This window comes from Dysgonomonas sp. GY75 (assembly GCF_015234155.1).
In the GTDB taxonomy this organism is placed as follows: domain Bacteria; phylum Bacteroidota; class Bacteroidia; order Bacteroidales; family Dysgonomonadaceae; genus Dysgonomonas; species Dysgonomonas gadei.
In genome coordinates this window covers 521708-536465 of sequence record NZ_JADCLQ010000036.1, presented here as the reverse complement: position 1 = coordinate 536465, position 14758 = coordinate 521708, and the positions used below count along the sequence as shown (strand labels likewise).

Sequence of the window (14758 nt, the reverse complement as noted above, 5' to 3'; positions counted from 1 at the left end):
CCGGAATAGACATGAACTCTATTTCTTAATATATTAATTATTAACAATATAAATAAGTTTTGCTATGCAAAGAAAAACACTTTCACTTTGCGTTCTGTTCTTTGTTTGCTTTTCACTGGCGGTTTTTCCTCAGAGCAAAGAAAAAATAGACCTTACCCTGAACAATGTAACCTTAAAGGAGTTTTTTTCTACGATAGAGAAAAAACTGGGGTATTCATTTATGTATAGTAATGTCGATATAGATGACAGCAAACGTATATCTGTAGACGAAAAAAATGCAGACATAAATTCGCTGCTCGTCAGCGCCCTCAAAAATCAGGCTATCAGTTACGAAATATCGTCAAATAAAATAATTCTTACTAAAGCCGGAGGTATAGCACCTCAACAAACGCAACCTCAGAAAAAGATAAGGGGAAATATTGTCGATGACCTTAATGAACCTGTAATCGGAGTAAGCGTTGTTATCAAAGGCACAACCAGAGGTACTACCACCGATGTGGACGGTAATTTCGATATCGACGCATCATCCGGCGAAACATTGCTCATATCATATGTAGGCTTCGAAAAACAAGAAATCAGAATCGGAAACCAGACTTCATTTGATATCCGGCTGAAAGAAGACAATAAAATTCTCGATGAAGTTGTCGTTATCGGTTATGGTACATTGAAGAAGAGCGATTTGACAGGCTCGCTGGCCTCTGTCGATACAAAAGATATAACTACCAAGGCAACAAGTAATCCGGTAGAAGCATTGCAAGGTGTGGTTGCCGGTGTAAATATTCAAAGGAACAGCGGTCTAGCCGGTTCCGGAGCCGCTGTAAAAATCAGAGGAGTCAATACATTCGGGAGCAATGAGCCTCTTTATGTTATCGACGGATTTCCGGGAGACATATCTACAGTTAATCCAAACGATATAGCGTCGATGGAAATACTGAAAGATGCGGCAGCAGCTGCTATCTATGGCTCCGTAGCAGCCAATGGGGTAGTCATAGTGACGACCAAAAACGGTAAGCAGGGAAAAATTCAGGTGGATATAAATTCTTATGTAAGTATTACGGAAACAGCCAAGAGACTAAAAATGCTTGATGCAAACGGCTACCTTACTGTGCACAAGCGAATGTATGATGAATATAACAAACATGCTTCAGCACCTGTTGACCTTCCGGCTTATCTTACAAATCCGGGTGCAAACAATACCAATTGGCAGGATGAGGTTTTCAGAACTGGTCTTTCCTCTACTCAGAGTATCGCTGTGCGCGGTGGACAGGGAGACACACGTTACGCATTATCAGGTAATCTCACAGAGGAAAAAGGAATCGTTCTATCCAATAATCTTATGCAGCAGAATGCCAGAATGAAAATCAGCACCAAGAAAAATATATTCACCATTGATGGCAATCTGGCTTTTACCGGAAAGAAGCAGAAAACCCCGAATTTCAGCTTGAAGGAAGTGTACATGATTTCCCCTTTGGTGGCTGTATATGATGAGAATGAAAAAGACGGTTTTGCTCTTACAAACTGGGGTGATATTCCAAATAATGTGAATGTGATGGCAAACAATCACTATATCACAAGCTGGACAAAGAGTCAGGAGGTTGCCGGAAATATTGCGGTAGGAGTGGACATAATGAAAGGTTTGACCTTCAAAACCAGCTACTCATACAGGGGTAACAATACTCAGTCATATTATCATAACCCGCCTTTCACTTCTGATATCAAAAATCCGTACGAATATGCATATTATGAGGAGAACAGAAGCTATTGGGACGAACAGGTGTTTGATAACCTGTTGAACTATAATGCCACCTTCAATAAGCATTCGGTTAATGCAATGCTGGGAACATCTCTCGATTTGCAGTCGTACAACTGGAACAGCGTCGGTGTCGAAGGTAAAAAGACAATTTACTCTATAGATAACGGGTCTATTATAACCAGTGAGTTACCAGAGGGTTTCCTTGATCCATTCTTTATGACTATAGGAGCTGGAAAAGGTGGTACATACAGTGCCGATGGCTCCAAATATAAATATAACCGCATGTCTTATTTCGGACGTGTAAACTATTCATTCGATAACCGCTATCTGTTGCAGTTTACATTCCGTCGTGATGGTTCATCCAAGTTCGGAGAAGACAGTCGTTTCGGCAATTTCCCGTCACTGGCTTTAGGATGGCGAATCACCGAGGAAGCATTCTTCCCTGAAAATACTCCGGTTTCGAACCTGAAACTGAGAGCAAGTTGGGGTAAACTGGGAAATGAAGTAGCTCTGGGATATTATGCCCATCAGGCATTGATAAGCACTTATAACAGTCTCTATATGGGATATGTACAGGGTGATGGCAATAACCCTTGGCCCGGAAGTATAGCAATGGGACTGGAGAACAAAAAACTGCAATGGGAAACCACAGTATCCAAAAATATCGGACTGGATTACGGATTTCTGAACAATAAAATTACGGGTACGATAAATTATTTCAACAATACTACAGAGGATTTGCTGATAACTAAAAGACTTGCACCTTCTGCCGGATTGGAGAATCCGACACTCAATGTAGGAAAAATGCGTAATACCGGACTGGAATTTGAATTTACCTATGCGGAAAATTCAGGAGATTTTAAATATAATGTAGGATTTAATGTTTCCCTGCTGAAAAACAAAATGGTTGCACTGGCCGATGAAGACCAGATACTATTGGGAACCGGACTGAAATTTGATACGGAGCATTTCCCGAATCAGACGAGGGTGGGATATCCTATTGGGGCATTCTTCCTCTACAAGACAGACGGTATTTTCCAGACGGAAGCTGAAGTTAATGCTCACAGAAACGATAAGGGAGAATTGTTGCAGGAAAATGCAAAACCCGGCGATATCCGCTTTGCAGATACAAACGGCGACGGTGTAATTGACGATAACGACAAGGTATATTCCGGAACAGGTCTTCCGAAAGCAGAAATAAACCTGACTTTAGGAGCATCGTTCAAAGGTTTTGATTTCAGTGCTCTTATCGGTAGCGGTTGGGGACACAAGTTATACAATGCCAACAGATATTTTTACGAGGGCATGAACTCAGGATCAAATTTCCTTGCATCCACTCTGGATTCATGGACACCGGAAAATACGAATACCAGCGTACCTCGCGCAGTCTTACAGGACCCTAACGGAAATACCCGTGAATCGGATCGTTTTCTTGAGTCCGGCGATTTTATCCGCTTGCGTCAGATACAGATCGGATACTCATTGCCTAAGTCATTACTTGCGAAGATGAAATCCGAAAATCTGAGGATATATATCAGTGGCGAAAACCTGCTTACATGGACTAAGTATAAAGGGATTGATCCTGAATTCGCACCTTCAGGTGTATTAAATACAGGGGTAGACCGTTATATATTCCCTTTCACACGTTCATATGTACTGGGTATCCAATATACATTTTAAATGAGGCTTGTTGAATTTATAAATTTTATCGACATGAAAAAAAATCTATATATTATACTTTGTCTGGTACTTACAGGACTTTTTGTATCGTCTTGTGATGACAGGCTCGATGTGGTCTCTCCGGATGAACTTACTTCAGGTAACTTCTGGCGCAGCCAAACTGATGCGGAAGCAGGGCTTGCGGCAGTTTATTCAAAACTGGAATGTGCGACTGAAACTTGGGAATTTGCTGAAGTAAAATTTCCCGTAGAGGCTTACAGGGAGGACGTGTGCAATATCGGAAGTGATGCACTCAATTATCCTACCTGGGTAGAGTTATTCAATTTCACTTATACGAATGGCAACAGCCAGTTTTACAAATATTGGGAAATTCACTATCAGGGGATATCTTATGCTAATCAGGTGCTGGAAAAAGTTCCTTCTATCAATATGGATGAAACGTATAAAAAACAAATCCTGGCCGAAGCTCACTTCTTAAGAGGATATTACCACATGAAACTTTTGCTTAACTGGGAGAGAATAATTATCCGTAACGAATATATTACGAGTGAAGGGCAGATCAGCAAGCCATTGTCAGACAGGGGCGCTGCATGGGATTTTATAATCGCTGAATTCGAAGCGGCTACGGGTTTGCCTCAGAAACAAACACCTGAACGTACCGGACGTGCCACACAGGGAGCAGCCTATGCGTACATGGGATATTCGCTCCTTACCCGGGCTTATGAAGACACAGGTAAGAAAGTTGAATATCTGGCTAAGGCCGAAGCTGCCTTTAAAAAGGTGAAAGGCTATGAATTGGAAAAGAATTTCCTGTCTATGTTTAATGGGACAAATAAAAATTCCAAAGAATCAATTTTTGAATTACAGTTTACAGAAAATACTGCTAATGGTGCGGCATACAGGACTGCATTGCACAAATGGATATCGACCGGGGAACTGGGAGGATGGGACGAAATATTTCCTAACCAGATACTTATCGATGAATATAAAAAAGAAGGAAAGACAGCCACTACAGGCCTGTACGACTCCCGGCTATACCAAACCGTCTTTTTTAACGATTCATATTTCAATGATGTGACAGACAAGAAAGTGTACGGTTATACCTATAATGAATTATTCGGGGCTACTTCACAAAAAGCCTGTTTTAGAAAATATCTTCCTGCGACTCTGGAAGACCTGAATAAATCGAGGACAGCGGTCAATCTGCCTCTGATGCGTTATGCGGATGTATTGCTGCTGCTTGCCGAAAGCCTGAACGAACAGGGAAAAACGCCGGAAGCCATACCGCTTATCAATCAGGTAAGGGACAGGGCGGATATGCCGGAGATTCCTGCTGACTCGAATCAGGACTTTGTGAAGAAACAGATCGAGCATGAACGGATACTGGAATTTGCTCTCGAAAACACACGTTTCTATGATATGCGCCGTTGGGGTAAGGCTAAGGAAGCTTTGACCGCTGTTGGCCGGACGGGTTTTTCTTCCGACAAAAATAATTTTTACCCTATACCTTTGTTGGAAATAAAATCGAACGACCAAATAAATTAAAAAACTCTTTTCAATTCATTACTTAATTATGCTTACAGTCTTTGCCATTATGCTTTTAGGAATAGGTGCCGGATACTTTCTGCGCCGCATCCCGGATATAAAAATAATCGGGAAACTGATAACCTGTTTCATATTCCTGCTCCTTTTCTTTCTGGGGATATCGGTAGGACATAATGAAAAGATAGTAAACAATCTGACAACAATTGGCTTGCAGGCTCTCATTATCACGATGGGAGCTATTGCAGGCAGCATATTGCTGGCATGGTTTGTCTATAAGAAATTCTTTGTAAAAGAGAAAGAATAAATATGAAAGGCAGTCTGATAATCCTTGCGTTTTTTATAGCCGGAGCCCTTGCTTCATATATGGGCATATTGCCTCAGGTCGTTCTTGATAACGATTTAAGCGTGTATATCCTTTATGGCCTTATGTTTCTGGTTGGGATTAATATAGGATATGATAAGAAAGCATTATCCGCTCTCAAAAATAATAAGCATAAGGTGATACTCGTACCAGCGGCTACACTGGTCGGCACTTTGGCGGGATGTGCTATTGTCGGCCTTTTCATTCCCCGCTGGAGCATTTTCGAATGTATGGCAGTAGGTTCGGGATTCGGGTATTACTCGTTATCCAGTATTTTTATTACTCAATATAAGGGGGCTGAATTAGGAACAATCGCTTTAGTCTCAAATATTATTAGGGAATTGTTTACGCTGCTCGCGGCGCCGTTGCTTGTTACTTATTTCGGAAAATTGGCGCCTATCTCATCCGGCGGAGCGACGACAATGGATACTACACTTCCCATCATTACTAAATATTCCGGGCCGGAATTTGTAATAATCGCCATATTTCATGGAATTACACTCGATCTTACCGTCCCGTTCCTTGTTACTTTCTTTTGCTATTTGTAAATAAGTATAATAGGGATTTAATGATATGCTGTTTCAGTTTAACTTCTTGTTGTATTTGAATTTAACAACGTAATAAATAGGTCTGCGACCTAAATCATTATGAAAAAAATAAATCTTTTAATCGGGCTGTTTCTATTTTTACAATACAGTCTGGCTCAACAACAACCCAAAGAGTGGGAAAATCCATTGGTCAATCAGGTCAACCGTTTGCCTATGCATGCTTTTTTCAGGCCACATTCGACTAAAGAAGCTGCAATAAAACAACAGGTAAGCGACAGAGAATTATCCCTCGATGGCACATGGGATTTCCATTATGCAAAAAATCCGGCTTCGCGTCCGGCCGCTTTCTATCAAAAGGATTTTGATGTAAGGGAATGGAGTAAAATTACGGTGCCCGGAAGTTGGGAACTACAGGGCTTCGATTCGCCCATCTATACGGATGTGGCTTATCCGTTCCCCGCAAATCCTCCTTATGTTCCGCACGATTACAATCCGGTAGGTTCGTACAAACACACATTTACACTCCCTGCGCATTGGAAAGGAATGGATATAATCCTGCACTTTGGAGGGGTTGAATCCGCTTTTTATTGCTGGATAAACGGGCATTATGTCGGGTACAGTGAAGATAGCAGGCTCCCGGCCGAATTCCTTGTCAACGATTACTTGCAGGCCGGAACTAACGACATCGCGGTAGAAGTGTACAGATACAGCGACGGGTCTTATCTCGAAGGGCAGGATTACTGGCGGTATAGCGGTATAGAACGCAGCGTGTCTCTTCTTGCCCGTCCTAAAGTAAGGATTCAGGACTTTGAATTGAAGGCCGATTTGGTCAATGGCTATAAAGACGGCCTGTTCAGACTCAATATAGAGATGGATAAGAATACTTCTTTTGCCAATTCTTCGCTGCAAATAGAAATTGCTGAAAACGGAAAAATCATTTATTCTTCAACTAAAAAATTATCGGATAAAACGGGCAGCACGATCAGCATGGAAAATACATTTGCGGCAGTGAAACCATGGAGTGCGGAGGCGCCTGACCTCTATACCCTGATTGTTTCCACATTGGATAAAGGAGGGAAAGTCTCAGAAGCTTTTTCCCATCGTTTCGGCTTCCGTACAGTGGAAATGAAGAACGGACTCTTTATGGTAAATGGCGTACCTGTTACTATTAAGGGAGTAAATCGCCATGAGTTTGAGCCGAAAACAGGTCGTACCATCACGGAGAGCAGCATGATAGAAGATATCAGGTTAATGAAGCAATTCAATATCAATGCCGTGCGTTGTAGCCATTATCCGAATATAGAGCGCTGGTACGAACTATGCGACGAATATGGCTTATATCTTGTAGATGAGGCTAATATAGAGTCTCATGGTATGGAGTCAACGGAAGCCCGTACACTGGCAAACTTTCCGGACTGGATTGTACCGTTTCAGGAACGGGTGGAACGAATGGCGCTTCGCGACCGTAATTATACCAGTATCGTTACATGGTCGCTGGGGAATGAATCCGGATACGGAGAACATTTCGAAACGGTATATCACTGGCTGAAAAAGTTCGATGCTTCGCGTCCTGTACAATATGAAGGTGCGCGTAAGACAGGTCTTTCAGATATTTATTGTCCTATGTATGCACGCATCTGGCAATTGAGAGAGCATGTCAATCAACGCCAGAGCCGCCCGTTAATTCTCTGCGAATATGCACATGCAATGGGAAACAGTGTCGGTAATCTGAAGGATTACTGGGATCTTATAGATGAGCACGACCAGTTGCAAGGCGGATTTATATGGGACTGAGTAGACCAGACTTTCCCTATCAAAGATAAGGCCGGTAATGATATCTGGGGATATGGAGGAGATATGGGATTCGTCGGCATCCCCAACGACTCCAACTTCTGTGCCAATGGATTGGTCTTGGCGGATAGGAAGCTTCGCCCGCATATATGGGAAGTGAAAAAAGTATATCAACCTGTACATTTCGAATCTGTTCCGTTTACAAATAATGTAGTCCGTATTACCAATAAATTCGATTTTATAAATCTGGATGACCTTGATTTCGAATGGCAGGTGAAAGCAGACGGAGAAATTATAGCCCGGAAAAATTTTGATGTACAAGGATTAAATGCGCATCAATCGAGAAATATTACACTCGATATTCCCGATTTTTCCGTCAGGGATAACACTGAATATTTTCTGCATCTTAATGCTTACTATAGGGGTAGCCATCCATTTATACCTAAAGGACACTTACAGGCATATGAACAGTTTCCTCTGTCTGTGGGTAATAAAGATATTGTAAAGAATAGGGTACAGGGTAATACCCAATCAACTGAATATGCCGACCATATTGTTGTGTCGGGTAATGCTTTCGAGGTCTCATTCTCAAAGGAAAACGGACAATTGTATTCACTCAGGAGAAATGGTAAAGAGCTACTGCAAACGGGCATTACTCCGAATTTCTGGCGACCGCTGACCGATAATGACGTTGCTAACGGATTGGGTACACGTAGCCTGACATGGAAGGAAGCGACCGGGGAAATGACATTAGAAAATCTGACAAGCGAGAAGTCCGGTAATAACACACTCATAAAGGTTGCCTATAATCTGGGAAAACAAAATTGTAAAATTGGTATCAGTTATATAATTTACCCGGATGGTACTATCGAAACGGATTATAAGCTGACGACAGGAGATATCGCTTTGCCCGAAATACCGAAAGTAGGCTTATATATGGTGCTGCAGGGTGAATATGACCAGATGACATGGTTCGGCCGCGGACCTCATGAAAATTATTGGGACAGGAAAACATCAGCTATGGTCGATTTGTATAAAAGTGATGTTTGGAGCCAGTTCCACCCGTATATACGTCCGCAGGAAACTGCAAATAAATCCGATGTCCGGTGGTTTAGCCTGCAAAATGCAACCGGAGACGGGCTATTGATAAAAGGTAAACAGCCTCTGAGTATAAGTGCATGGAATTTTCCGATGAAAGACCTGATGTATATACCTTTCGATGTAGAGCGCAAGCATGGCGGCAGTGTAAGAAAGCAGGATATGGTATGGGTGAATATAGACTATATGCAGATGGGCGTAGGCGGGGATAATACTTGGGGAGCCCAGACTCACCCTGAATATACGATTACCCCGGAAAACATGTCGTACGGATTCACTATTATTCCGGTAGATAAAGACACAAACCTTGTAGAGACCGGTAAACAATATTAAAAGAGCGAAATGAACAGATCAAAAATATTTATGCTTCTGGCTGTTGTTACAGGAATGCTTTTGCATTCCTGTAAGGCCGGAGACAATGCGGAACTTCAGAAAGAAGATTTAACCCTCAACTTTCCCAATCTACTTAATGTGGTTCATACCCCACAGGGAAAAGTCCGGCAGGGACAGGGCTATTTTACTGACCAAGGCTCATGGATGGGTTTCTCTATACCTGATAAAGAAGCTGGTAGCTGTGGATTTTGCGGCCCTGTCGATTTAGACCATCGCAAGTGGATCAGTAATTCTATTTGTGAAGTTTCGGTTCTGGATGAAAAAAGCACATCTATTGCATTAAGGCAAGATACGGCAATCTATTATCCGGGCAAATTGACTCTGAACCTGTCAGGCGATAAGCAAAGCATCCGGCAGGAGCTGGTTTTCATAACAGCTAATCATGCTCTCCTGAGGTGTAAATCGGATAATGAAGTTTATTTCGTGACAGAGGGATACCTGAATGACAGTCTGATATGGAATAAAGAATCGCACGGGATTACGGCGTCTTTAAAAAACGGAGAAATAATAATGATTAGTTTTCCTGAAGATATTCTGTTGGAACTATCGGCTGGCCGTTATATTGCTACATCGAAAGATATGGGTAAGCAATTCGATATTGTGATTTCATATTTCAATACAAAAGAGGATTTCTTAAAAAAGAACGGGGAAATAGTTGATATTTTAGCTAATTCCGATACTAGAGCTGAAGAACGCAATATATGCTGGAATCATTATATCGGGCAGAATCTCCGTCAGGATATGCCGGATAAGAATAACCGGATAATGGTAAAAAGCATCATGACGCTTATGAGTAACTGGCGCAGTCCCAAAGGGGCATTGCTGCATACGGGTATTGTACCCTCGCATGCGATGAACTACTTTGTCGGATTCTGGGCATGGGATTCATGGAAGCATGCTGTTGCCCTGTCGTATCTCGATCCGGCTCTGGCAAAAGACCAGATACGGGCGATGTTCGATTATCAGGACGATGCCGGGATGATTGCAGATTGTATCTATACTGATCCTGCGGAGAATAATTACCGTGATACGAAACCTCCTTTGGCTGCCTGGGCTGTAAATGCAATATTCCAAGCCGATAAGGACACTTCTTTTGTGGCTGAAATGTACCCGAAACTACTCAGGTATCATCAATGGTGGTATAAATTCAGGGATCACGACCGGAACGGTATCTGTGAATATGGAGCAACCGACGGAACCTTAGAAGCTGCCAAGTGGGAGAGCGGCATGGATAACGCCATACGTTTCGATGATGCAAAAATGGTGAAAAACGGAGAGAAAGCATGGAGTATGGATCAGGAATCCATCGACCTGAATGCTTATCTGCAATACGAATATTCGCTGTTGAAAGAGTTCGCCGCAATCTTGAATATTCCTTTTAACGAGCCGGACAGTAAAAGCCTTATTCAGGATTATTTCTTCGATAAAGAAACAGGGTACTTTTTTGATAAGAAACTGAATAAACCGTTCATAAAAGTATTCGGTCCCGAAGGGTGGACTCCGCTATGGACAGGACTGGCAACTAAAGAGCAGGCGGATGAAGCCGTTAAAATCATGTTCGATGCGAAAAAGTTCTCCACATACATTCCTTTTCCTACTGCTGCCGCAGACAATCCTGAATTTGCGCCGAGGGGATACTGGCGGGGACCTATCTGGATCGATCAGGTTTATTTTGCCATATCCGGCATACGGAAGTATGGATATGCAAAAGAGGCGGATATGTATACACAGCAGGTTTTTGACCGTTTGCAAGGTTTGGAAGACGATGCGCCGATACATGAAAACTATGACGTGTATACAGGAGAACGGCTAAAAGCTTCGCATTTCAGCTGGTCGGCGGCACATCTGTTTTTATTGTATAAGGAATATAAAAAGGGATATAAATAAACTTACCCGCTATATATGGTTCTTAGAATAGCACTAAGAACCATATATGAGGGTACGAATAAGATACTCTCTATTTAGTCTATTTGAGAAGATCGTATATTATATTAGTAAGTAGTTTGCCCGCAACAGGATCGGTTACGGCTTTTTCCAGAGACATGGTTGATATGGTTGCCACACCTTTGTTGTCATGTATTTTCAGCAATGGATACCCTTTTATGGTTTTTACATACTCGGAGCGCTGTGCCATGTCACCGTTTATATATCCGTGTATCTTGGTCTGATTGGCTAATTCCTCTATATTCGCGTTTCTGTTTACTTTCAGTACGGTATTGCAGATGGTAGGAATCTCGCGTTTATTGTTGTTGAAATATCTCAGTTCGAGTAGGTCAATGTCATCGAATACAGGTGATTCGGGTATCTCCATATTTGCAATATCTCCTTCGGTAGGTTTCATATTACCTGATATGTATTCCGGATATATCTGTTGTGCGGTTTCGGGTGAATTTGAGATAAATATTTTACCGCCTTTGGCTACATACTCCCTGATCTGTCTGATCTCATTCATACTGCATTTATTATCTATCCCCGAAAATATGTACAGGTCGGCTTTGGTTTTCAAGGCAGCGTCTACAGACATAACTGTGTTATAATTTATTTCCGCAAGATCTAATGCCGGTTTTATATCACTAAAATCTACCAGTATAATCTTTTTATCACCCGTTTGTATTGTATTCCACTTTTTCTCGGCGAGCAATATTTTATATTCGTTTTCAGAAACCTGTACGCCTTTCTCAGTTAATCTTAGCTTTAGTCTGGCTTTTATTTTTTGCGCAGGCAAGATGTCCGGTATTTTTATGGAAGGAGTAATTATCTGCCGTCCGTAGTGTGCTACCCCAACTACCTTTTCCTGTCCTTTTGCCAACACTTTCCCGGTTTCAGACTCTAATGACCAGTATAATAAGGATGGTTCCAGATCTTTGCCGTTTTCTCTGTCATTCACAATATATATCTGGGAAGGAATCTTTTCTCCTGCATAAAAGTTGCGTCCCCATAATTCGGCACTTACCAATACCGGCTGCAAGGCTCTTTTCATTGCATAATAAGTAGGGTAAGGCTCTATTGTTTCTGCGTTGTATACATTGCGGAACCATGTGAGCAGGGCAAAATGCAGTATGCCTGCCGCTTTATCATTAGAGCGGCGCAGCGCTTCTGCCAGTTCGCCTGTAATAAACGATTGTACTTCGAGAAATGCCTCCGGATTACCATAGGCATAAGCCTGATATCCTACTAATGTTTGTGGATTTTGATGTACAAGTGTATAGAAACGAGTAGGGTGCCCTGTTTCGTTGTTCGGATATCCGGTAGACATTTCCTGACTGATTAGCGGGCGGCCTTCATTCCGGTTCCTCTTTTGAAACTCGCCATTAAATTCTTTGAATATCGTGTGATCATACCAGTTGATGTATGAGTGTATGTCGTCTATGTCCCCGTCGTCTATCCCTTCATAAAAAGCGTTACCTTGTTTGGTTATGTTTCTTCGGTAATTGGAGTCGAAACAGATCGGGCGTGTAGGGTCTATTTTCCTCATTTGTTTTACAACATCTGAAATGATCTTCATTTTTTCTTTTCGTATTGTGAGATCAGGTTCATTGTCATAAAACTTCATTTCGTTATTTACTGTCCAAAACAGGATGGAAGGATGATTCCTGTATTTCTTGATCAAGCCGAGATATTCTTTAGCCCACATGTCTATGAGTACTCTGTCGGGCATAGACTGCTGTATCATCAGCCATGGCCATGTGCCTTCGTGGCTAATGCCGCTGCCGTTTATATCCGCTGCCTCTATCCAGAGTTTATTATAGGGAGTAGTATGAGTACGAGTTACGTCTATATTTCCGGCTTTCATTATCTGATAAAAGCTGTTTGCCAACTTCAGGTCGTTAGGGGCCAGTGCAAACGGCGTGTGATTGCCTCCCCGCAGCCAGTACGGTTTGTCGTTGAGGTACAATAATCCGTTCTTGGACTCGAATGTGCGGAATCCTGACAAGACAGTGGTATTGTCTATTGTCTGGTTATTAGCCGTCAGTCTGAATGTGAAATCGTAAAGATTCGGAGACTGTGGTGTCCATAACCGTGGCTTCAGGTTACTGATAGAATAGCTGACTACTCTTTCTTCACCCGAATTGAGTTCTATCTTATTTAAAGATTCCTGACCATAGAAGAGATTTGCTGTATTATGATCTGTAATATCTGTTGATAAACTAAATATTGCTTTCTTACCCGAGTAGTTTTTTAATGTAATCTCGAACGTTGCTCCATTGAGGTTGGGCTTGATGAATACATCTTCTATCCTCACCGGATTGGAAATAACGAGCGAAACAGGTTGCCATATTCCGGCCGGATCATCTCCGTAAAAGCCGTGAGCGATGTCTTTCAGCATCTTGTTGGTAACAGGGACTGTAACCGCAACATCCACTATCTTATCGGCATCCTCTATATCTTTTATATAGTCGCGTGTAACATATACCGCTACGAGATTTTTCCCGGGTTTTAGCAACGAAGAAACATCGGCTTTGATTTCTCCGAACATACCTACATTTGATGTGACCTTAGTTCCGTTTACATATACATCGGCCATTTTAGAAATGGCATCGAATACCAGTTCCATATTCTTACCATTCACATCGGCCGGCAATTCTATCCATTTACGATACCATGCGGCTTTGGTCTTCCTGTAATCGAAAGTATAGTTTTCGCAACGTGCTGTTTCCTGTTGATAATATGTATCTGATACACCTTTCGGAAATTTACCCATAGTTTCGCCATGTAGCCATATGCGGATAGGATTCCAGAAATCAGGTACATTCATCGTGTGCCATTGATTGTCCGAGATATTCGGATCAGCTTCTTTTTCTGCATTTTTTGATTCATATCCGGGTAGAAAAAGCCAATTGCCGTTTAGTGCTATTTCTGTGCGTGTTGTATTGATCTTATCTATTTTGACAGACTGATAAGTAGCCCGTAAATTTTTTCTTTCAGTTTCCTTATCCTGAATATTAGCTTTTACTTCATATATTGTGGACGGTATCTTGTCCAGGCTATTGGCAGGAAGTTCAGATATTGATAAATCGTCAAATTCGGTCTCGATCCATCCGCCACCTAGTGTAACAGGCCCTGCCGGAGCCAGATTTCCGTTCTTGTCTGTTACGTCTATTCGCGGAAGGGTTTCATTGTTGATGAATACACGCATACGGTTTCCGCATACTTCTATTTTGAAATCGTACCATTGACCTACAACCGGGTGGAAGTCCAATGGCCGTATGTCAAGTAATTCATCTGTACCCATATAGCCCATTCGGCTCAGGTATATGTCGTCTTGCAGCCCACCTTTTACGCCCAATATATAACGATCGAAGCGGTTATATGCCCTGAATCCGGCCCATATCTGGACCTGTTCGGCATCTTTCGGCGCACGTGCCCTGAATGTAAACGTATAGTTTTTCATCTCTTGATCTCCAAAGCAGGCATATGCGTCTTTAGACAGGAATACACCGTTCTCTATACGGCAATTCCCTCTGCCAATTATCGTCAGTTTCGACTGTGGATCACTGAATGTTTCTTTTGTCTGAGCTTCCATTCCCAGATTGCAGATAATTGTAAGCAGGCATAAAATACTCGTTAGTTTTCTGTTTCTCATTATTC

At 42.1% G+C, this 14758-nt stretch carries 6 protein-coding genes and 1 pseudogene; 6 read left to right on the top strand and 1 reads right to left on the bottom strand.

The window, feature by feature from the left end:
* The first annotated feature begins 64 nt into the window (after positions 1 to 64).
* The 6 genes and pseudogenes from IR083_RS14400 (at position 65) to IR083_RS14375 (ending at position 11056) form a co-directional block, all read left to right on the top strand.
* On the top strand, positions 65 to 3433 hold the full coding sequence (locus tag IR083_RS14400) for a TonB-dependent receptor (protein WP_194224845.1): 3369 nt from the start codon (positions 65 to 67) through the stop codon (positions 3431 to 3433).
* Positions 3434 to 3466: 33 nt separating this feature from the next.
* A complete protein-coding gene (locus IR083_RS14395; RefSeq protein ID WP_006800017.1) occupies positions 3467 to 4978 on the top strand; it encodes a RagB/SusD family nutrient uptake outer membrane protein in 1512 nt (503 codons plus the stop codon).
* A 28-nt stretch (positions 4979 to 5006) separates the two neighbouring features.
* Complete coding sequence (locus IR083_RS14390) at positions 5007 to 5282, top strand: LysO family transporter (protein WP_194224844.1); 276 nt, start codon at positions 5007 to 5009, stop codon at positions 5280 to 5282.
* Between the two features lie 2 nt (positions 5283 to 5284).
* Positions 5285 to 5887 carry a lysine exporter LysO family protein gene (locus IR083_RS14385; RefSeq protein ID WP_194224843.1) on the top strand — a complete coding sequence of 201 codons (603 nt, stop codon included), beginning with the start codon at positions 5285 to 5287 and terminating at the stop codon, positions 5885 to 5887.
* Positions 5888 to 5986: 99 nt separating this feature from the next.
* A pseudogene (locus IR083_RS25000) lies at positions 5987 to 9109 on the top strand (glycoside hydrolase family 2 TIM barrel-domain containing protein).
* A 9-nt stretch (positions 9110 to 9118) separates the two neighbouring features.
* Positions 9119 to 11056: an MGH1-like glycoside hydrolase domain-containing protein gene (locus IR083_RS14375; RefSeq protein WP_194224842.1), complete on the top strand. Its 1938-nt coding sequence runs from the start codon at positions 9119 to 9121 to the stop codon at positions 11054 to 11056.
* A 79-nt stretch (positions 11057 to 11135) separates the two neighbouring features.
* Here the strand turns inward: IR083_RS14375 and IR083_RS14370 are convergent, their stop codons facing one another.
* Positions 11136 to 14753: a glycoside hydrolase family 2 TIM barrel-domain containing protein gene (locus IR083_RS14370; protein ID WP_194224841.1), complete on the bottom strand. Its 3618-nt coding sequence runs from the start codon at positions 14751 to 14753 to the stop codon at positions 11136 to 11138.
* Positions 14754 to 14758 lie beyond the last annotated feature (5 nt).

What these genes read in the sequence shown, in the direction of transcription:
- IR083_RS14385 (WP_194224843.1), top strand. Translation starts at nt 5,285, where the DNA reads ATGAAAGGCAGTCTGATAATCCTTGCGTTTTTTATAGCCGGAGCCCTT.
- IR083_RS14370 (WP_194224841.1), bottom strand. Translation starts at nt 14,753, where the DNA reads ATGAGAAACAGAAAACTAACGAGTATTTTATGCCTGCTTACAATTATC.
- IR083_RS14375 (WP_194224842.1), top strand. Translation starts at nt 9,119, where the DNA reads ATGAACAGATCAAAAATATTTATGCTTCTGGCTGTTGTTACAGGAATG.
- IR083_RS14390 (WP_194224844.1), top strand. Translation starts at nt 5,007, where the DNA reads ATGCTTACAGTCTTTGCCATTATGCTTTTAGGAATAGGTGCCGGATAC.
- IR083_RS14400 (WP_194224845.1), top strand. Translation starts at nt 65, where the DNA reads ATGCAAAGAAAAACACTTTCACTTTGCGTTCTGTTCTTTGTTTGCTTT.
- IR083_RS14395 (WP_006800017.1), top strand. Translation starts at nt 3,467, where the DNA reads ATGAAAAAAAATCTATATATTATACTTTGTCTGGTACTTACAGGACTT.